This window comes from Deltaproteobacteria bacterium (assembly GCA_022340465.1).
In the GTDB taxonomy this organism is placed as follows: Bacteria; Desulfobacterota; Desulfobacteria; order Desulfobacterales; family B30-G6; genus JAJDNW01.
This window is the reverse complement of record JAJDNW010000160.1, coordinates 1-20,335: the sequence shown is the minus strand read 5'-3', so window position 1 is coordinate 20,335 and position 20,335 is coordinate 1. Positions and strand designations below refer to the sequence as shown.

Sequence of the window (20,335 nt, the reverse complement as noted above, 5' to 3'; positions counted from 1 at the left end):
TCCATGGAAAACACCACCGTTCTCAAAGGCAATCTCAAATTTCTCAATCTTGGTGATATCATGCAGCTGCTGGGCAGCAACGGCAGTTCCGGTATCCTCAGGATCCACAGCCCGTATTCACCGGAACCGGGAGTCGTTTATATTGAAAAAGGCAACCCCATCAATGCGTCCGCCGGTGTGCTGGCCGGACTTGACGGTCTCTACTCGCTGTTCGGCTGGACGGAAGGAGAATTCGAGTTCAGCGAAGAACGCATTTCCGTAGAAAAGGCGATCAACCGCAGCCGCATGGGGATCATTCTCGACAGCCTTAAAATGCTTGACGACGGCGACATCGTGCGACTGGGACAGGAAACCTCCAGGGGGGACAGCCAGGGGGAAATCATTGACGACAGCGGCTTGCCCAGGATCAGTGGCCCCATGGTCGATTACACGTACGTGGTCGACGAGGAAGGTTTCTACGATGGAGAGACCATCATCGAGGAGGGCAAACACGGCAACTGGATCTGGGTCATCCTCGAGGGTGTCATAGAAATCATCAAAGAGACCCCCAAAGGACCGCTGAGCATTATCCGGGTCAGCAACGGTTCCTTCGTGGGCAGTTTGTCCTCCTTCCTGGTCAAAGATCATGCGCGCAATGCCTCGGCACGATCCGTGGGAAACGTCCAGCTGGGTGTTCTCGATTCCCAGCGTTTGTCCCAGGAATACGCCAGGATGTCGCCCGAATTTCGTGCGATCATTATGAGCCTGGACAAACGTTTGAAGCAGGTTACCAACCGGGTGGTGGCGTACCACAACAAGGGCATCGACATAGAGGCGTTTATCAAAGACAGGCAAAAGGTCATGCGCCAGGGCGATGTGGAAAACAGGTTGTTCCGGATACAGCGGGGAATTGTCAACATCGTTCAGCAGGACAATGACCGTTACCTGCCGCTTGTCAGCCTCGGCCGGGACGATTATTTCGGCGCTTTCCCCTTTATCGATATGGGACATGAACCGGGAAAGGCGGCCGTTCTGGCTTCCAAGGATCTCAAGGTGGTGTCCGTCGATGCGGACGAATGCCAGGCGGAATACGAAAGTATTTCAAGCACATTCAAGAACATTATCGAGAATGTGGCCACGTGCATATCGGTAACAACGGGTGTCGCTCAAAGGATGCAGTCCAAGGGCTGACAACGGGTCCGCTCAATCGAGGGTGGACGTCAACATCTTTTTCGGCAAACATTTCTTTGGAAGGCGAAAGGGCCATGCAAATGGAAGAGAACAGAAAGTACAAACGCATAGATTCGACAAACCTGTTGAATTATGTCTGCCTTGACGAGGAAGGTGAAGCGTTTGCCCAGGGCATGGGCAGAACGTTGAACGTGTCCGAATCCGGCATTCTGCTGGAAACCCACGCTCCCCTCGATCCCAAGACCGTCGTTTCCCTTACCATCGGCATGGAAGAGGAACTTGTCGACCTTAAAGGCACGACCGTATACTCGAAACGGAACGAGGAAGGCAGCTATGAAACAGGTATTGAATTTTTAGAAATTCAGACTGCCGAATTGGAGGCCCTGCAGAAATTTATCGAGGATTTTGAAAAATAAACCAGCTTTATCGTGAACACGGTCGATACCCCCTGCGCCAATCGGGCAAGCATGAACAAAAAAGAGGTAGCAATGGAACCTGCTTTAATGGAAACGGATTTCCCGGACTTGAAGTTAGTGAAAAGAGGCAAAGTGAGAGATATGTACGATCTCGGAGACACCCTGTTGATGGTCATGTCGGACAGGATTTCGGCTTTTGATGTCATCATGCCGAATCCCGTGCCCGGAAAAGGCAAGGTGCTGACCCAGATATCCCTGTTCTGGTTCGAAGCCATGCGGCCCCTGATCGACAACCATCTCGTCTCCAGTGACGTCGAAGCGTACCCTGCTGAGTGCCGGCCCTATGCCGAGGATCTGTTTGAAAGGAGCATGATCGTCCGCAAGGCCGAACCGCTGCCCATCGAGTGTGTCGTTCGTGGATACATCAGCGGATCCGGCTGGAAATCCTACCGGGAAAACGGAGACATCTGCGGCATAAAGCTTCCCGAAGGCCTGACTGAATCGGACAGGCTTCCGGAGCCGATATTCACGCCGTCCACCAAGGAGGAGCTGGGCCAGCATGACATCAATATCGATTTTGCGGCCGCTGCCGAACTGGTAGGCGGAGACATGGCCGAGCGCGTCAAAAGACTCAGCATCGACATCTACAAAAAGGGCGCGGCAATGGCCGACGAAAAGGGTATTATCATTGCGGACACGAAGTTTGAATTCGGCCTGATAGACGGCGAACTGATTCTCATCGACGAGGTGCTCACGCCGGATTCATCCAGGTTCTGGCCCAAGGATGAATACGCTCCGGGCGGCCCTCAGAAAAGCTATGACAAACAGTACCTGCGAGACTACCTGCTTTCCATCGAATGGGACAGGAATCCGCCGGCGCCTTCACTGCCTGATAATGTCATCGATAACACCATTAAAAAATATCGAGAAGCGTTGACCCAGCTGACAGGCAGATAAAAGCATGGACTGGAAAACGATCGACGCCGATCTCGCCTGTATCGATGTCCGCGACAGCACTTACCGCATTACCACCGCACGAAAAATCGAGCCCCTTGCCGCCTCCATTGGTGTCACGGGGCTTTTGAACGCGCCCCTTATCGCCCCGAGTGGCAGGGAGCGATACATCGTCGTAGCCGGATTCAGACGTGTGGAGGCCTGCCGCCTCCTGAAGATGCAGCGCATCGCCGCCCGGTGCATGCATGCCGATACGCCGCCCGGGCGCCTGGCGGAAATAGCTGTTGCCGACAATACCGGCCAGCGTCCGCTCAATCTCGTCGAGTCGTCACGCGCGCTGCGTCTCTTGCGACATCATATTCAGGACGAACGCAGGTTTGGAGAGGTTTGCAGAAAACTCGGTTTGCCGATGAACCCGTCCATGGCCGCTAAAGTCGCCGGCATTTGCCAGATGGCCGATCCCATTCAGGAAGCTGTCCTCAAGGGCGTGGTTACCCTGACATGCGCCCTGGAACTGGACAGCCTCGGTCGCGACACGGGAGCCACCCTGGCGACGCTCTTTGTGGATCTTCATTGCAGCCAGAGCACGCAACGCGAGATTCTGGCCAACCTCAGAGAAATTTCCGCCAGGGACGACATCGATGTGTACGGCCTGTTGCAGGACCCGCGGCTGCAGGAGCTGATCACCGCCAGTGATGAGGACCGGAACCTGCGGTTGCAGAAAGTGAGAAACCACTTCAGAACCAAACGCTATCCCCGGTTGAGCCTTGCGGAAAAACAGTTCCTCGAGACGACCAGAACCCTGAGCCTCGGTGACAACATACGCCTTCAGGCGCCGGCCGGTTTCGAGTCCGGCGAGTATCTCTTTAAGCTGCGTGTTAGCACCATGGCGGACATGCGCGCATGCATCGGTTCCCTTGAACGTACGCTCGAAAATCCTTCCCTGAAAAAAATTTTAAAACAATAAAACAAAGCCTTAGAGCATTTGCCATATATAGATTCCCTTTCAACACTGGATTGGCAGGTGGCGGGTTTATTTTTCAAAGCGCGATATCGATCAGAATAATCCAAATAAAAGAATTATTGTCTATTATGTTTTGAATGCAATATTACTTGACAAACAGATAATATCAATTATAGAAGAATTTAAGAACTAAATAAGGTTCATTATACATGGGCATTCAAGAAAGAAAAGAGAGGGAACGTGAGCGCCGGAGGCAGCAGATCATCGTTGCCGCCAAGCGGGTCTTCTCTGACAAGGGCTTCAGCAAAGCCACCATGGAGGACATTGCCAACGAGGCTGAACTCAGCCCGGGAACCCTATATCTCTATTTTAAAAACAAGGACGAGCTTTACGCATCACTCTCCCTCAGGATTCTGCACTACCTATATATAAGGCTGGAGCACTTGAACAGCGACGAAAACCTGAGCATCGATCAACGTGTCGATGCGCTCAAGCATGCCATGTACGATGTTTACGAGTTCGACCCCATGATTCTGATCAACATGTTTCACCTGCAATCCAGTGAAACGCTGAAAAATCTGACGCCCGGACTTTTGGCCGAAATAAAAAAGCTGTCAAGAAATTCACTTTCCGAAATGGCCAAAATATTCGAAGAGGGGGTGCAGAGCGGCATTTACATAGAAGAACGGCCGATCGCCCTAGCCGACATTGTCTGGTCCCTCTTTTCCGGTGTCGTCCTCTGGGAAACCAGCAAGAAGATCATCAATGAAGACAAGGATTACCTGAAAGAAACGCTCGATACGGCTTTTGACATATTCAAAAGAGGTATTCGCGGACAGATTCGTTCCTGATTTTCAGGAAGAGGGTGGGGAGTAAACAAACGGTACCACAGTCACATCATCATTCAACGAAGGAGGGTTTAATATGGCGGAGAAAGAGGTTGTAGAAACATCTGAGGCCCAAATCGCTGTTCACTGGCAGGAGGAGGACTATTACTATCCATCTTACGAGTTCGTCGCCCAGGCCAACGTGACCGACCCCGGTATTTACGATCGCTTCAGCCTGGACAATTTTCCAAACTGTTACAAGGAATACGCCGATCTGCTGGACTGGTACGAATACTGGCACACGACTTTGGACACCAGTGACGCCCCCTGCTGGAAGTGGTTTGTCGGCGGTAAGATCAACGCCAGTTACAACTGCATCGACCGGCACCTGACCGATAACAAGAACAAGACGGCGATCCATTTCGTTCCGGAACCCCCCGAAGAGAATTATGTACATCTAACTTACCAGGAACTGTATGTGCGCGTGAACGAATTTGCCGCCCTGCTGCGCGACTATGCCGGCTTGAAGGCCGGTGACAGGGTCACCCTGCACATGCCCATGCTGGCCGAGCTTCCCATTACCATGCTGGCCTGCGCCAGGCTGGGCGTGATCCACTCCCAGGTGTTCGGCGGCTTCAGCGGAAGGGCTTGCGCCGACCGGATCGTCGACTCGAACAGCCGTGTGCTCATCACGGCGGACGCCTATTACCGCAGCGGAACTTTGCTGGATCACAAAAAGAACGCCGACATCGCCTGTGAACTGGCCGAAAAAGACGGCCAGAAGGTCGACAAGGTACTGGTCTGGCAGCGTTACCCCGGCAAAGCTTCCAGCCCCACACCCATGGTGGAGGGACGCGACTACTTTGTGAACGACCTCCTGAAGGACTACTACGGCGCCCGTGTGGACCCCGTTCCCATGCCGGCCGAGGCCCCGCTCTTTTTGATGTACACCAGCGGCACCACCGGCAAACCCAAAGGCTGCCAGCACAGCACCGGCGGGTATCTCGCCTACGTTGCCGGCACGTCAAAATATGTTCAGGACATCCATCCGGAAGACGTGTACTGGTGCATGGCCGACATCGGCTGGATCACCGGGCATTCCTACATCGTCTACGGCCCGCTGGCCATCTGCGCATCCACGGTGGTCTACGAGGGCGTCCCCACCTATCCGGATGCCGGACGGGCGTGGCGCATCGCCCAGGATCTGGATGTCAACATCTTCCACACCGCGCCCACCACCATCAGGGCCCTGCGTAAAATCGGCCCGGACGAGCCGGCCAAATACAACTACCACTTCAAGCACATGACCACCGTGGGCGAGCCCATCGAACCCGAAGTATGGAAATGGTACCATGAAAAAGTCGGCAAGGGCGAGGCCATCATCGTGGACACCTGGTGGCAGACGGAAACCGGAGGGTTTCTCTGCAGCACGCTGCCCGGCATCACGCCCATGAAGCCGGGCAGTGCCGGTCCGGGAGTGCCCGGGATTCATCCCATCATCTATGACGACGAGGGCGAAAAACTGCCCAAAGGGGCCGGAAAAGCGGGCAACATCTGCATCCAGAACCCCTGGCCCGGCGGCTTCCAGACCATCTGGGGAGATCGCCAGCGCTTCGTCGACACCTATTACGCCCGCTACTGTAGAAACCCTGATTCAAAGGATTGGCGGGACTGGCCCTACATGACCGGTGACGCCGCCGTGGAAGCGCCGGACGGCTATTTCAGGATACTGGGGCGCATCGACGACGTGATCAACGTTTCGGGCCACCGGCTGGGCACCAAGGAGATCGAATCCGCGGCCCTGGTGGTCGAAGAGGTGGCCGAAGCGGCCGTCGTGCCCGTGGCCCATGAAATAAAGGGCCGGGAACCGGATCTATACGTTGCCCTGAAACCGGGCTTTGAAGCAAGCGATGAACTGGCACAGAAGATCAACGATGCCGTGTGCAACGAAATCGGCAAGATCGCCAAACCGCGCAAGGTGTGGATCGTGCCCGACATGCCCAAAACACGCTCCGGCAAGATCATGCGCCGCGTTCTGGGGGCGATATCCAACAATGCCGACGAGGGGGACGTCACGACGCTGGCCAACCCCGAAATTGTGACGGCCATCAAGGACATGGTCCAGAAATAACTGTTTTGAGCGGTGTGACGGTGGACCGCTGTATGCGGTTGGCCGCCATGCCGCACAAACGGCATTTGTTCCACTGCTTTGAACCACATACTAAATTTGTTGTCGATGAAAGGAGGTGATAGGTATTGCCTGAATTGTCAGGCAGACGATTTTAACTTTAGCAGTTATCGCGTCATAAATACTGACAGATGACACAGGAGGAAACATTATGGGTGGAACCACTTGGGTCTATGTTTTTCTAGGTATATACATCGTTTACTGCTTTTACTGGGGGTTGAAAGGGTACTTCACCGAAAAAACCTCTGCCGGCTACGCCATTGCCGGTCGTTCGATTCCCTTCATCGCCTTTCTGATGGCGGCTACGGCGGCCTCCTTTTCCGGGTGGACCTTTGTCGGGCATCCGGGACTGATCTGGGCGGCCGGTCTTGCCTATGCATTCGCGTCTTTCTACGTGTTGACCATTCCCATCACCGGCGCCTTTTTCGCCAAGCGCAACTGGCTGATGGGCAAACGCTACGGATTCATCACCCCGGGCGACATGTTCGCGTACTACTACAACAACGAAGCCGTGCGCTGGCTCACCGTCATCGCCGCTTTTCTCTACTCCATGTTCTACTCGGGCCTGCAGCTGATCGCGGCCGCCAAGCTGTTCTACTGGGTGGCGGGCGTCCCCATGACCTTCGGTTTGATCTTCATGGCCTTCATCGTCTGGTTCTACGTGGTGTCCGGTGGCCTGCGCGCCTCCACCTGGGTAGGCGTGCTGCAGTTCTGCCTGCTGGTGGGCGGTATCATGATTCTGGGGTGGTACGTCGTCACCTCGGATGTCATCGGCGGTTGGGCCGCTTTCAGCCAGAAGGTAAATGCGCTTGACGCCAAATACACGGAGGTTCCCCGTTTGATCCATTGGGGATTAGGTGGCGGTTGGACGGCCATGATGATCCTGACCTACATGTTCGCCCTCATGGGTATTCAGTCCTCGCCGGCCTTCACCCTGTGGAACTTCGGCATCAAGTCCCCTAAGCCGCTGGCCTGGCAGCAGGCTTTCATGTCCACTTTCGTGGTCGGCCTGGCCCTGTTCTTCTTCACGGCCTTCCAGGGCATGGGTGCGCGCATTTTGCAGATGGCCGGTGAACTGGCCCCCAAGGTGGACGGCGATGTGGTGCCCATGCTGATGGTCAAGTTTCTACCCGGCCCCATGCTGGGCATCGTGTTTGTCGGCGCCATCGCCGCCATTCACTCCACGGCAGCCCCCTACATCGGCACGGGCGGCACCATTTTGCTGCGCGATGTTTACTGGCGCTATATCAAGAAGCAGGAAGCCAGCCATTCCGAGCAGATCTGGATGAACCGCGTCCTGGCCACCGTCATCACCCTGGCGGCGGTGGTGGTCAGCCTGACCTCCAGCGACGCCATCGTCATGATCGGCGGGTTCGCGACGGCTTTCGGCTTTATCATGTATTTGCTGCTTTTAGGCGTGCACTGGGGCTTCAAGTTCCCCAGCATCGGCGCCACCCTGGGCTTGATTGCAGCCATTGCCGCCTGCTTCATGACCTACTCGTTCCCATTTTCGTATAAGTATCCTCTTTCCATGCACACGGCCTTCTGGGGACTCTTTGCCGGTCTGGTGGTCGCCTACGGCTGCCGCGCAGTGGGCTTCAAGGACAGCGAGGAAACCCAGAAACGGCAGGCCGAGGTGCGCGAGTGGCTGGACAGCATCGACTCGCCCACCGAATCCGGCCGCAAGTGGCGTAACGCCATGAAGATCGTCGTGCCGATCTGGTACTTTTTCGCTATCGGCCCGGCGTGCCTCCTGGGCAACAACGCCTTTTCGTTCTGCGGCTTCACGCCGCTGTGGTCCTGGCAGATCGCCTGGTGGATCCTGGGCATCGTCATGATGTGGGCTTTGTGCTTCAAGGCGGAGATGTCCACCACCTCCGAGGAGCAGATCGAACGTGCCGACAAAGAGCAGATGATTGTCGTCAAGGAAGCCTAACACCCATGTTCACAATGTAAGGAGGTATCAGACATGACTAGTGATCTCAAATGGTTGATAGCCATCATTATATTCTGCATCCTGTTTACGGCCTCGTTCGGTTGGGGCCTGTGGGGATAGCAGGTATCGAATAAACTGAAAACGGGCGGTGGCCCTTTGTGGAGCCGCCGCCCGTCCGAATGGACCGATTGATCGCCTTTTATTGCAATGCAACCGTAAAAGTTGCCCTAATCGGGATGAATCAAAAAACAGCTTATCGATAACGTCCGCCACACCTTCCGATTGAGGACCTGCCAGCATGCCGAAAAAAATTCTTATCGTCGACGATGAGCCCAATATCATCATCCCGCTGCAGTTTTTAATGGAGCAAAACGGCTATGACGTTCAGGTTGCCAAGAGCGGCGAAGAGGCCCTGGAATCCATATCCCGCTATCGGCCGGATCTGGTTCTGCTTGACATCATGCTGCCCGGAATAGACGGTTTCGAGGTGTGCGAAATCGTGCGTTTGAAACCCGAGTGGCGTAATATGAAGATTGTTTTTCTATCCGCCAAGGGCAGGGAGGTCGACATCGCCAAGGGCATGGTGCTGGGCGCCGACAAATACATTACGAAACCGTTTTCCAACCAGGAGATCATCGAGAGCGTCGAGAAGTTGCTTGACAATTGCCCCCCCCCTGCTACACACTCTTGTTGAAGATATCCTTTTCAATATCCAGATGTTCTCGCAACCTTAACCAAAAATTCCTTTCTGCTGCTTGATAAAATTTTAAATTAGATGGACACGAAGAATAAATTCATCTGGTTCGTCCTCCTTTCGGTCGTTTTTTCCGGAATATTCATCATTGTGCTGCTGGTGCTCTTCTGGCAGCAGCTGGCCATGGAAGAACAGCGGCTGATCAGGGACATTCTCGTTGATTATTTTGCCTACTTTTTCGCCGCCGGCTTTGTCCTGCTGGCCGGGATCGGTTTCATGCTCGACTGGGTGTTCCGTGCGTACATCATTCCAACCAGCAGGCTTGCAGAGGAAGTGGATCTGATCCATTCCGTAAATCCGTCACACCGCATACACCTGGAAGGGGGCAAGGACTTCATGCAACTGGTCGGGCGCATCAACCGCATGGCTGAACAGTACGAAGACCTGGAAAAGAGCGTATCCACACGGATTAACATCGCCAAGGCGCAACTGGAAGAGGAAAAAAATATTCTGGCCGCCATCATGGCCGAACTGCCCGATGCGGTGCTGATCTGCAATCATGACGGCCAGATCATCCTCTACAACAGCCAGGCCAAAAGATACTTCAATGAAGCGCCCGCCGGTTCTTCGCAGGCGACACCGGACGGGGGGGAAGCAGACGGCGCCAAGGCTTATCCGGGAAGGCGATACCTCGGTATCGGCCGCTCCGTTTTCGATCTGATCGACCGCCACATCGTGCATTATGCCCTGGACGAGATACACGCGCGTTTGGACCGTGAAGAAGAGAATGCGGTGGTCAATTTTGTATTGACGGCCAAAGGCAACCGGCTGCTGCGGGCCGAAACTGTGCCGATTCTGACTTCACGTCGAAAATTTTCAGGTTTCATCATCATTTTCAGTGATATTACCCAGGGGCTGAGGGATGAAACCCGATCGGCCTTTCTCCTGCGTGCGTTTTTTTCCCAAATGCGACATTCGGTGGCCAGCATCTCATCCGCCATTGGAATCCTGAGGGAATATCCGGAAATGGAGGATGCCAAACGGATGCAGCTACTTGAAATTATCGCGCATGAAACCGGGGCTGTTGGGAAGCTGATTCAAAAAGAATCGGACGAATCGTTTCTGATGGTCAAAACGCAGTGGCCGCTCGTTCCGGTTTCGGTAGGCTATCTTTTGAACACACTCGGACATAAAGCTGAAGAGATGCTCGATATCCGTTTGCGTGTAGCCCCCGGCGACGAGCGGATCAGGGTCAATGTCGACACCTACACGATCATGCTCATCTTTCTCTTTCTGCTAAAAAAAATCAGGGCGAATTCGACGGCGGAAGAGATGGGGTGCGGATTCGCCGTTGAAGATAAGTTTGTGCATGTCGATTTTGAATGGTTGGGTGATCCTATCCCCATAGAAAAACTGCGCAAGTGGGAGAACCAGGAACTGCAGATTGACGGTGAAGGGCTTCCCCTGTATCTCAAGGAAGTTCTCGATCACCATGCCGCCGAAATATGGCCCTATGCGTGCCGAGAGCTTGAGAACCGCTCATGCATGCGCATCTATTTGCCCATGTACCGCTCCTACCAAACCGATGCCAAACGCAGTGCCACCGTCCTACCGGAAAACAAGCCGGGCTTTTACAACTTCGACCTTTTCAGCCAGGCAGGCCAAACGCCGGTTTTGGATGATTGTTCGCTGGACGATCTGACTTTCACGGTTTTCGATACGGAAACGACGGGACTGGACCCCGGAGGAGGGGATCAAATCATTTCCATCGGTGCTCTGAGGATCGTCAAACTCCAGCTGCTGACGGAGGAAAAATTCGACCAGTTGATCAATCCGAACAGGAGCATCCCTGCGGAATCCACCCGCATTCACGGCATCGACGATGACATGGTGCGCTTCAAACCCGTCATCGCCGAAGTCCTTCCCATGTTCCACCAGTTTGTCCGGGACACCATACTCGTGGCGCACAATGCCGCTTTTGACATGCGCATGCTCCAGTTGTGTGAACTGCAGACCGACATCAAGTTCATCAACCCGGTTCTGGACACGTTGCTGCTTTCCGGGGTGATCCATCCGGCCCACCGAAGTCACGACCTGGACGATATTGCCGGCCGTTTGGGTGTGCAGATTCGCGACAGACACAGCGCCTTGGGCGACGCCCTGGCGACAGCCGAAATTTTTTTGAAAATGGTGCCCCTGCTGGGCAATATGGGAATATATACCTTGAAGCAAGCCCGCGAAGCCTCGAAAAAAACCTACTATGCGCGATTGAGATATTGAAACGACAGGTTATGCAAATTCTAAATCCCAAAATCTAAATTCGAAGCAAATCCAAATAATCAAATAACACCTAGTAGGTTATGGCCTAAAAGCTTGCCCCGCAACTTTCTCTGGCAAGGATAAATCCCCGCGCTACATAAATTCGTATCCGGAAGTAAAGAAGATAACCTTCCGTGAATCAATGCTTTTCTTCCAATTTAGGCCAGGGCTTCAGCCCTGCTTTTAGATACCAGAAGCAGATTCTGTGGGTTATTTTGGACAGCCTGTTTAGCCCTGCGTTAGTGGTGATGCCGGGATCGTAAATTTAAAGGTCGCCCCCTTTCCGGGTTCACTTTCCACCCAGATGTGTCCCCGGTGCTGCTCCACGATTTTTCTGGCAATGGCAAGGCCCAATCCCGTCCCGGAAGGTCGGGCTTCACCGCTGTGTTTGACCTGCTTGAATTTTTCAAAGACGGCCGCGTGGTCTTCCTTGCTGATGCCGATGCCGTTGTCTGCCACGGAAACGGTCATGTGGGATCGGCGCTTTTCCAGACGGATGGTCAGCGTACCGTTTTGCTGGTCACAAAATTTTACGGCGTTGGAAATGAGGTTCACCATTACCTGCATCAGTCCGTCCCTGTCTCCCCGGGTCATGCATTCGGCTCCGCCGGCATCCAGGTTCGTTGTCAGCGTTATGTTTCTTTCCTGGATCAGCTGGTTCGAAGCCGTAATGGCATCGCTAATGATCTGCCCCATGTTCAGCATGTCTTCGTTCCAGTCCATGCCGCCGGCGTCTATTTTCTGAAAAGTAAGCACCTGGGTAATCAGGCGTGTGAGGCGTTCGCTTTCCTTGACGATAATCTGTAAATATGCCTGTCTGCGGTCATTGTCGATTTCAGGGTGGTCGTGCAGAATTTCGGTCAGGGAACGCACGGAGGTGAGTGGTGTTTTCAACTCATGGGTTACGGTGGAAATGAAGTCATCCTTGAGCCTGTCGAGCTCCTGCAGCCTTTCATTGGCCGCTTTGAGTTCAGCCGTGGTTTTTTCCAGCTCATGGCTGTAGGCGATAAATTGACGCGTTTCGTCGACAATATTCATGACCTCGTCGATGCCCGGCGGTTCCTCCTTGAGGATGCTCCGGACCATGATGCCGGCGGACGCAGACCCGATGGTTCCGGCCAGAAGCCTTTCCGCGTGGATGACGAGGCCCGAGTCTGCGCTGACGTCATCCCCGGTCATACCGGGCGAGGTTTCCCGATAGCGTTCGAGCGCTTCTTTTGCCCGCCGGTCTCCTAAAAAGCGTCCTAAAAGGGACTGCAGGTCGGGGAGCGACACCGTGCCCGTCCAATATGAGGCATCTTTATCGCTACCACCGCCTTTGAAGACCTCCACGAACAATTCCGCCTGGTTGCGTTCGATGCGTTTCGGGATGGTGAAAAGAGACACGCCGACATATGCGCCGATGTTGACGAACATGCTCCAAAAGGTGGAATGGGCGATCTGATCGATCCCTGTGAGACCCAGCAGTTGGTAGGGTTTTAAAAGGGATATGCCGAAGGGGCCGTGGGTAACGAAACTGTCCGGCAGAACCCCTCCGTGGGTGAGATGCGGCAGGAAAAGCGTGTAGGCCCATACGCAAAATCCGGCTATCAGCCCGATCAGGGCGCCGGCATGTGTGGCGCCTTTCCAGAAAATCCCGCCGATGATCGACGGTGCGAACTGAGCAACCGCTACAAAAGATATAAGGCCGATGGAAACCAGCGGATAGAATTCACCGATGAATCGGAAATATACGTAGCCCAGCATCAGTACCAGTACGATGCTTCCCCAGCGAATTTTAAGGAGGATGCTGCTGAGGTCTTTTCTCTGGGCCAGCCGCAGGAAGGTGAGCCTGAACAGAATGGGCATGACCAGGTCGTTGCAGATCATGGTCGACAGTGCGATGGTGGCGACAATCACCATTCCGGTGGCAGCGGACATCCCGCCGAGAAAGACAAAAATGGTCAGAACGACCTTATGGTTCACCATGGGGAGCTTCAAGACGAAAGTGTCCGGATCCGCCGGCAGCCCCGGGAACTGCAGCACGCCTGAAATGGCCACCGGAAGGACGAACACGTTGATCGCCAGCATGTACAGCGGAAAGAGCCAGATCGCCTTGTTCAGGTGTCTTTCGTCGACGTTTTCAACCACGGCCATCTGGAACTGACGCGGCAGGAAAAGTACCGCCATCATGGAAATGAAGATCTGAAATGCCCAGTTCGTATAAGCCCCCGGCATCGAAGGCAGGGTGAACAGGTTTTCCAGCCGGGTAACGGCATGGGCCTGTTGCGCCAGATCGCGAATGCCGTAGTGGATGCCGTAGGTGACAAAAATGCCCACGGCGATGAAAGCCGCCAGTTTGACAACCGACTCGAAGGCGATGGCAGCCACGAGACCTTCGTGTCTCTCGGTCACATCCACATGCCGGCTTCCGAAAAGAAGGGAAAACAGTGCCAGGATCAGAGCAATGTAAAAGGCCGAGTCGTTGAAAATCGCGACATTGCCAAGACTTTCCGTTCTACCGATCATCAGGTGAAAACTTTTCGATATGGCTTTCAGTTGGAGCGATATATACGGTATGATACCGATGACCGCGATGATGGACACGACCCCTCCCAGCGTTTGGCTCTTACCGTACCGCGAGGCGATGAAGTCGGCGATGGAGGTGATGTGCTGCTTCTTGCTGATGCGGATGATCTTTCTGAGTACAAACCAACCCAGCGCGATCATCAGGGTGGGGCCGATATAAATCGTCAGGAATGTCGGTCCCGAGGTGACCGCACGCCCGACGCTGCCGTAAAAGGTCCAGGCCGTGCAGTAAACCGCCAGGGACAACGCGTAAATATAAGGGTTGCTGGTAATGCTCCGGCCCAACCGCGCCCGCCGATCCCCGTAGTAAGCGATAGTGAATAGCAGGCCGATGTAAGCGAAGGAAAAAAATATGGTGGTCTCGGCTGCGATCATGGCAATTGAAGCGCTCCGCTGCAATTGGCGGCCGGCGGCCGCCAATTACGATTCAGGCGGTCGATTTTCTGGCAGCCGGCTGCGGGATGTCGTGAACATCATGAGAACGATCATCAGCACCCAGACGCCGAAAATATACAAATATAAAAGGGGAAATCCCAACACGTAGGATTTGTGATTAAAGAGCGAAAGCAGGGGAAAGTTGAAAAAAAGGACTCCCAAGAGAAAGAGGCCGACCAACCGCTTGTTTTTTTCGCCGCTGCTATGAGACATGGGCATTATGCCTGGGGTTGTCGATGATAATGTGATTAAAATATTGATTTGAATATGTTAAAATGGGAGTAGCGTGTCAAGCAATTAATTGTCGTACAAGCAATTTAGGAAGGAGTCGTTTTTTTCGATAATGAAGATATCCAACATATTGATGGAACGGGAGGTGGTCGGCAACGAACTGGCCCAGTCCATCGTCGATGATTTGGGCGCTCCCGTGCAGGTCATCGATGGGCTCAAAGCGGCCTTCGACGTTGTCGCCGGCAGCCGTGACCCGGTTGCCAGTGGAAAGCAGACCCTCGTTCTCTGCAGAAACAAGGGCAGTTTTCTAAAGCCGTGCCCGGGCACCCGGGAGTACAGATGCTGCGGCTACGAAATCCTGCATGTGGCCTCTTTTTGCAGCATGGATTGTGCCTACTGCATATTGCAGGCCTATTTCCATCCGCCCGTGTTGCAATACTTCGTCAATCAGCATGAGATGCTGCGCGAACTGGAACAGGCTTTTTCCCTTGACCGGGTGATGCGCATCGGAACCGGTGAATTTACCGACAGCCTGATCTGGGAAAAATTTTCAAACCTGACGCCGCTTTTGGTTCAGACCTTTGCCGGACAGAAGCGTGCGGTACTGGAGTTAAAAACAAAAACCGTGGCCATCGATGCCCTCGAAGGCCTTCCGCACAACCGGAAAACGATCCTCTCCTGGTCGCTGAATACGGAAAGGATCATCCGCTCGGAGGAACGTTTCACCGCAACGCTGTCTGCAAGGCTGAAAGCCGCCCGCCGCTGTATCGCCTGGGGATATCCGGTTGCCTTCCATTTCGATCCCATCGTCATCTACGAAGGCTGCGAAAAGGAGTACCGTGCGGTAATCCAAACCCTTTTCGACCATATCCCCGCCGGCGACATCGTGTGGATCAGCCTGGGGACCTTCCGGTTCATGCCGGCCCTGAAACGCATCGTTCAGGAACGCTTTCAACAATCCAAAATCGTTTATGGGGAGTTTGTCCCGGGCCTGGACGGAAAAATGCGTTATTTCAAGCCGCTGCGCATGCAGATTTATCAGAAAATCGTGTCATGGATCAGGGAGATCGCGCCCGATCTCTGTGTCTATTTTTGCATGGAGGATGACGACGTGTGGGAAAACTGCATGGGGTTCAAGCCGGAAGATGTCGGCGGCCTGCCGCACATGCTGGATGTGGCGGCGGTCGAACATTGCAGGTTAACTCCCTTCGTAAGCCACCGGCTCAATCGTTGAGGACTGAAAAAATATTTTGAGCACATTGAGCGTCAGATGTCAAAGCGGTTATTATTTTCAAAGGTGGAATCATGTCTGCTGATCAGAAATATAAAAAAAAAGAAAAAATTCTTGGAACAAATCAGCGACGACGGCAGCGTAGGCCCCTTCAAGGGGCCTTCCTTATACCTTCGGCTCTGCCGGAGGTCGCTGATTTAACCACAAACGCACCAAGGACACAAAGAGATCTATCGCTGGCGCCCATGCCCATCGGATGGATTCTTCTGGCCTTTCTGTGCATATCCTTTTTTTCATGTCCGCTGGCCGCACAGGAGTGGCAGGGCGTGGCCTATGTCGTCGACGGTGACACCATCATTCTAAAAAGTGGGGAAAAGGTGCGGTATATCGGCATCGACACCCCTGAAATCGCCCATGAAGGCAGGCCGGCCGAACCTTTCGGCGATGCTGCCCGCGCCTATAACCGGCAGCTCACCGGCAACAAGCGCGTCCGTATGGAAATCGGTTCCGAATCACGGGACCGCTACGGAAGACTGCTGGCGTATCTATTTCTGGAAGACGGTACGTTTGTAAATCAGGACCTGATATCGTCCGGCTTGGCCGTGTTTCTTTACAAACCACCCAACGTGGAACATGCGGACCTGCTGCTTCAGGCCCAGCGTTCGGCTATGAAAGGTAAAAAGGGCCTATGGGGTGCCCTGTCCCCGACCCTGGGGACATACATAGGCAACCGTCATTCCAAGCGATTTCATCTGCCCACGTGTCCCTACGGCCGTCGAACGGCCAAGGCCAACCGGGTTTTCTTCTCCCACCAGTGGGAGGCCTACTGGGAGGGATATTCGCCTTGTCGACGCTGCTTAAAATAAAAGAGCGTCTGAAAAAGGATATTTTTCAGACGCTCTTTTATTTTGGATAGCGGCGAAGCCGCGTCCCCTAATTTTGCCTCCGGCAAAATTAGTCTTGCTTTAAATTTTCAATTATCTTTTCGGCCAATTGTGCCGGAACCTCGTCATAATGGGAAAATTCCATGGTGAACATGCCGCGCCCGCCGGTCATGGAGCGCAGGTCCGGGGCGTAGGTCAGGAACTCGGCCATGGGCACTTGTGCGTTGATGACCTGGTTTTTGCCGGCGCTGTCCATTCCCAGCACGCGGCCGCGCCGACCGTTGAGATCCCCCATGATGTCGCCCATATATTCATCCGGGGTGGTGATGGTCACTTTCATGATGGGCTCCAACAGAACGGGGTTGGCCTGCTCGGCCGCTTTTTTGAAGGCAAGGGATCCGGCGATTTTAAAGGCCATTTCCGAAGAATCCACGGCATGAAAGGAACCGTCGTTGAGGGTTACCCTGAAGTCGACGCACGGAAATCCCGCTAAAACACCTTTGGGGCATGCCTCTATGATGCCTTTTTCCACGGCGGGGATGTATTGTTTGGGAATGACGCCGCCGACAATGGCGTCCACGAACTCGAACCCGCCGCCTCTCGGCATCGGTTCCATGTCGATCCAGCAATCACCATACTGCCCGTGGCCGCCGGACTGCTTTTTGTGTTTTCCCTGAACCCGGACCTTTTTCGTGATGGTTTCCTTGTAGGGAACCTTGGGGGTGCTGAGATTGACCTCGACATTGAATTTTCTTTTCAGTTTTTCGACGGTCGCTTCGATATGGACCTGCCCCGAGCCGGAAAGCAGAATTTCCTTGGTTTCCGCATTGCGGTCCAATTTGAGGGCGGTGTCCTCTTCCAGAAGTTTGGAAAGCGAACTGAAAATCTTGTCCTCATCCCCCTTGGATTTGGGCTGCAGTGCAAAAGAGATGAGCGGGGGCAGGGGATCGGCACAGGTGTATACGACCTTGGCGCTCTCGTCGCAAAGCGTATCTCCGGTGGTGGTTTCCTTGAGTTTGGCTACGGCGACAATGGCACCGGGACCGGCCCCGGACGCCGGTTTCTGCTCTTTGCCGGAAAGCGTCAAGAGCTGGTTGAAACGCTCCTTGGATTCTTTGGTCGCATTGTAGAAAGTGCCTTCTGCACCCAGGGTCCCGGACACGACCTTGAATATGGAGAGTCTGCCCGCGTATGGGTCGGCGATGGTTTTAAAAACGAATCCGGAAAAAGGAGCCTCAGGATCGGGGGATACCTTTACCTCGCTGCCGTCCGCAGGGTTCTTTCCGGTCCGGGGAGGCGATTCCAACGGAGAGGGCATACAGTCGTTGACGAAATCCATCAGGAGGTCGATACCGATTCCCTTGATGGCGGAACCACACAGAACCGGGGCGAAGGTCCGCGACAGTACGCCGGATTTGAGCGCATTGTTGATATCTTCGTCGGAAAGTTCCTCCCCCTCCAGATAGCGTTCAATCAATTCATCGTCGGCCTCGGCAACGTCCTCGATAAGCTTCTCCCGCTCGCTTTCGACCTGATCCTGCATGTCGCCGGGAATCTCTCCCGCTGTGGCCCTGCCGCTTTCATCGTACATGTAGGCTTTCATGGCCACCAGGTCCACAATGCCTTTGAAGGCGTCTTCGGAACCGATGGGCAGCTGCAGCGTTATCGGTTTCATTTCCAAAGCGTTCTGAATGTCCTGGAGGGTTCTGGCGAAATCGGCCCTTTCACGGTCCAGCTTGTTGACGAAAATCGCACAGGGCTTTTGGAAGTCCTTGGCAAAATCCATGGCCTGCTCGGTTTGCACCTTGACGCCGTCCACGGCATCCACAAGTACCACGGCTCCATCGGCTGCCTGCATGCAGAGTTTGGTGTCGGTAAAAAAATTCTGATCACCGGGCGTGTCGATCAGGGTAATGGTGTGCTTGTCCCAGACATATTGGCCGAAACCGCTGCTCAGGCTAGCGTTTCTCTTCAGTTCTTCAGGCTCGAAATCCATAACCGTGTTGCCGTCTTCAACCCTGCCGATTCGCTTGGTGACGCCGGTTTTGAATAGGATCACTTCCGCCAGGGAGGTTTTACCCGCACCGCCGTGGGACACCAGGGCGATATTTCTCGATTTGTCCAATGTTTCAGTCATTTAGGCTCCTCTCTTTATTGATATCCTCTTCCCGACAAAATTTAAATATTTATAGAGAAATAAAGAAAAAAGCAAGCAAAATAAAAGATGGCGCCCATCTTTTATATGGCGCGGCTGCGCCGCTATTTCAAAGCATGCGCAATTCATCCATTTTGCATTCATCATGGTTTTCCTGTCCAATGGCCATTTGCCATTAGTAAAACACTGCCGATGCACACACAACCGACCACAGGCTACTGATATGTCATGGCTATCAAAAATTCCGTATTGCCTTTAGGGCCTTTGATGGGGGAGGGGATCACGGGTTGGACGGTGAAGTTCAATTGTTCGAAAAAGGCCGTCAACGTATCGATGACGCTTTGATGCTGCAGGGGGTCTTTAACGACGCCGCCTTTACCGACCTTGCCTTTGCCTACCTCGAATTGGGGTTTGATGAGCGCCGCCACCGTGGCCTTTGTCTTGAGAAATTTCAAAATGACCGGCACGACGATTTTCAAGGATATGAAGGACACGTCGATTACCGCGATGTCGACGGGGGATGGAACCTTTTCGATGGCCAAGTTCCGTATGTTGGTGCGCTCGAAAAGCATGATCCGCGGGTCGTTTCTCAAGGACCAGGCAAACTGCCCGTAACCGACGTCAACGGCGTAAACCGTTGCGGCCCCATGCTGAAGCAGGCAGTCGGTAAAACCGCCGGTGGAAGCGCCCACGTCCAGGCAGGTGTACCCCTCGACACGGATGTCGAACGCCTCGAGAGCCCTTTCCAGCTTTAACCCGCCCCGGCTGACATAGGGGATGTCCTCACCGATCAGTGCAATGCTGTCTGCAGGGGTGACCGACGCGCCCGGCTTGTCTGTCCGCTGGTTGTTGACCGATATTTTGCCGGCCATGATCATCGCGCGCGCGCGCTGACGGCTCGGTGCCAGCCCCCGGTCGAGTAGGGCCAGGTCCAGTCTTTGCTTGTCTTGAGGCGGCATATCTCCAAGACAGAAGGAAGAAGATAAGATGTTGAGAAAGTGAGAGGTTTGTAGCCTTTGAACTTCTTACCTTTTCACGTTCTTAATTTCTGATTTACTTCAATGGCCGCATTCACGATTGCCTGGGCATCCAGCCCGTGCCTGGCCCTCAATACGGATTGCGGACCGTGTTCCACGAAAGCGTCCCGGACGCCGATTCTTTTCAGGGCATATCCGGAAAGGCCGTGATCGTTCAGGCTTTCCAGCACAGCGCTCCCGAAACCGCCCATCAGCGTATTCTCCTCCACGGTGACCAGCCTTGGAATCATCCGCGCAAGCCCGACGATCGTATCCGTGTCGACGGGCTTTATAAAGCGGCAATTCACCACGGTGGCATGCACGCCCCTTTCTTCGAGAATATTCCG

Annotated in this window: 16 protein-coding genes; 11 read left to right on the top strand and 5 right to left on the bottom strand. The window is 54.0% G+C overall.

All coding sequences use genetic code 11. The features are described from left to right. Positions 1 to 3 precede the first annotated feature (3 nt). The 9 genes from LJE94_19355 to LJE94_19315 all read left to right on the top strand — a co-directional run bounded on the left by LJE94_19355 (position 4) and on the right by LJE94_19315 (position 11,429). Complete coding sequence (locus LJE94_19355; GenBank protein MCG6912256.1) at positions 4 to 1,170, top strand: cyclic nucleotide-binding domain-containing protein; 1,167 nt, start codon at positions 4 to 6, stop codon at positions 1,168 to 1,170. A 74-nt stretch (positions 1,171 to 1,244) separates the two neighbouring features. Continuing rightward, complete coding sequence (locus LJE94_19350) at positions 1,245 to 1,586, top strand: PilZ domain-containing protein (GenBank protein MCG6912255.1); 342 nt, start codon at positions 1,245 to 1,247, stop codon at positions 1,584 to 1,586. 72 nt (positions 1,587 to 1,658) lie between these two features. After that, positions 1,659 to 2,543 carry a phosphoribosylaminoimidazolesuccinocarboxamide synthase gene (locus LJE94_19345; GenBank protein ID MCG6912254.1) on the top strand — a complete coding sequence of 295 codons (885 nt, stop codon included), beginning with the start codon at positions 1,659 to 1,661 and terminating at the stop codon, positions 2,541 to 2,543. A 4-nt stretch (positions 2,544 to 2,547) separates the two neighbouring features. Next, positions 2,548 to 3,507 (top strand): ParB N-terminal domain-containing protein, encoded by a 960-nt coding sequence (locus tag LJE94_19340; GenBank protein ID MCG6912253.1) that lies wholly within the window; start codon positions 2,548 to 2,550, stop codon positions 3,505 to 3,507. A 206-nt stretch (positions 3,508 to 3,713) separates the two neighbouring features. Continuing rightward, positions 3,714 to 4,355, top strand: a complete 642-nt coding sequence (locus tag LJE94_19335; GenBank protein MCG6912252.1) for a TetR/AcrR family transcriptional regulator — start codon at positions 3,714 to 3,716, stop codon at positions 4,353 to 4,355. 73 nt (positions 4,356 to 4,428) lie between these two features. Then, on the top strand, positions 4,429 to 6,462 hold the full coding sequence (gene acs, locus LJE94_19330; GenBank protein ID MCG6912251.1) for an acetate--CoA ligase: 2,034 nt from the start codon (positions 4,429 to 4,431) through the stop codon (positions 6,460 to 6,462). A 208-nt stretch (positions 6,463 to 6,670) separates the two neighbouring features. Then, positions 6,671 to 8,455 carry a sodium:solute symporter family protein gene (locus LJE94_19325; GenBank protein ID MCG6912250.1) on the top strand — a complete coding sequence of 595 codons (1,785 nt, stop codon included), beginning with the start codon at positions 6,671 to 6,673 and terminating at the stop codon, positions 8,453 to 8,455. A gap of 298 nt (positions 8,456 to 8,753) precedes the next feature. Continuing rightward, a complete protein-coding gene (locus LJE94_19320) occupies positions 8,754 to 9,149 on the top strand; it encodes a response regulator (GenBank protein MCG6912249.1) in 396 nt (131 codons plus the stop codon). Positions 9,150 to 9,230: 81 nt separating this feature from the next. Then, entirely contained in the window at positions 9,231 to 11,429 is a 2,199-nt protein-coding gene (locus tag LJE94_19315) for a hypothetical protein (GenBank protein MCG6912248.1), read from the top strand. A gap of 267 nt (positions 11,430 to 11,696) precedes the next feature. Here the strand turns inward: LJE94_19315 and LJE94_19310 are convergent, their stop codons facing one another. Both LJE94_19310 and LJE94_19305 read right to left on the bottom strand, forming a co-directional pair. Further along, positions 11,697 to 14,411, bottom strand: coding sequence for a sensor histidine kinase (locus LJE94_19310; GenBank protein ID MCG6912247.1), 2,715 nt, complete (start codon positions 14,409 to 14,411; stop codon positions 11,697 to 11,699). Between the two features lie 45 nt (positions 14,412 to 14,456). Beyond that, a complete protein-coding gene (locus LJE94_19305; protein MCG6912246.1) occupies positions 14,457 to 14,684 on the bottom strand; it encodes a hypothetical protein in 228 nt (75 codons plus the stop codon). Positions 14,685 to 14,814: 130 nt separating this feature from the next. Between LJE94_19305 and LJE94_19300 the strand changes: the two genes are divergently transcribed. After that, on the top strand, positions 14,815 to 15,936 hold the full coding sequence (locus LJE94_19300; protein ID MCG6912245.1) for a DNA photolyase: 1,122 nt from the start codon (positions 14,815 to 14,817) through the stop codon (positions 15,934 to 15,936). A 242-nt stretch (positions 15,937 to 16,178) separates the two neighbouring features. Continuing rightward, positions 16,179 to 16,799: a thermonuclease family protein gene (locus tag LJE94_19295; GenBank protein MCG6912244.1), complete on the top strand. Its 621-nt coding sequence runs from the start codon at positions 16,179 to 16,181 to the stop codon at positions 16,797 to 16,799. A gap of 88 nt (positions 16,800 to 16,887) precedes the next feature. Here the strand turns inward: LJE94_19295 and fusA are convergent, their stop codons facing one another. The 3 genes from fusA to LJE94_19280 form a co-directional block, all read right to left on the bottom strand. Next, positions 16,888 to 18,954: an elongation factor G gene (gene fusA, locus LJE94_19290; GenBank protein ID MCG6912243.1), complete on the bottom strand. Its 2,067-nt coding sequence runs from the start codon at positions 18,952 to 18,954 to the stop codon at positions 16,888 to 16,890. Positions 18,955 to 19,187: 233 nt separating this feature from the next. Then, positions 19,188 to 19,931 (bottom strand): TlyA family RNA methyltransferase, encoded by a 744-nt coding sequence (locus tag LJE94_19285; protein ID MCG6912242.1) that lies wholly within the window; start codon positions 19,929 to 19,931, stop codon positions 19,188 to 19,190. Positions 19,932 to 20,005: 74 nt separating this feature from the next. Then, the coding region (locus tag LJE94_19280) for a 1-deoxy-D-xylulose-5-phosphate synthase (GenBank protein ID MCG6912241.1) at positions 20,006 to 20,335 on the bottom strand (330 nt) is incomplete at its 5' end.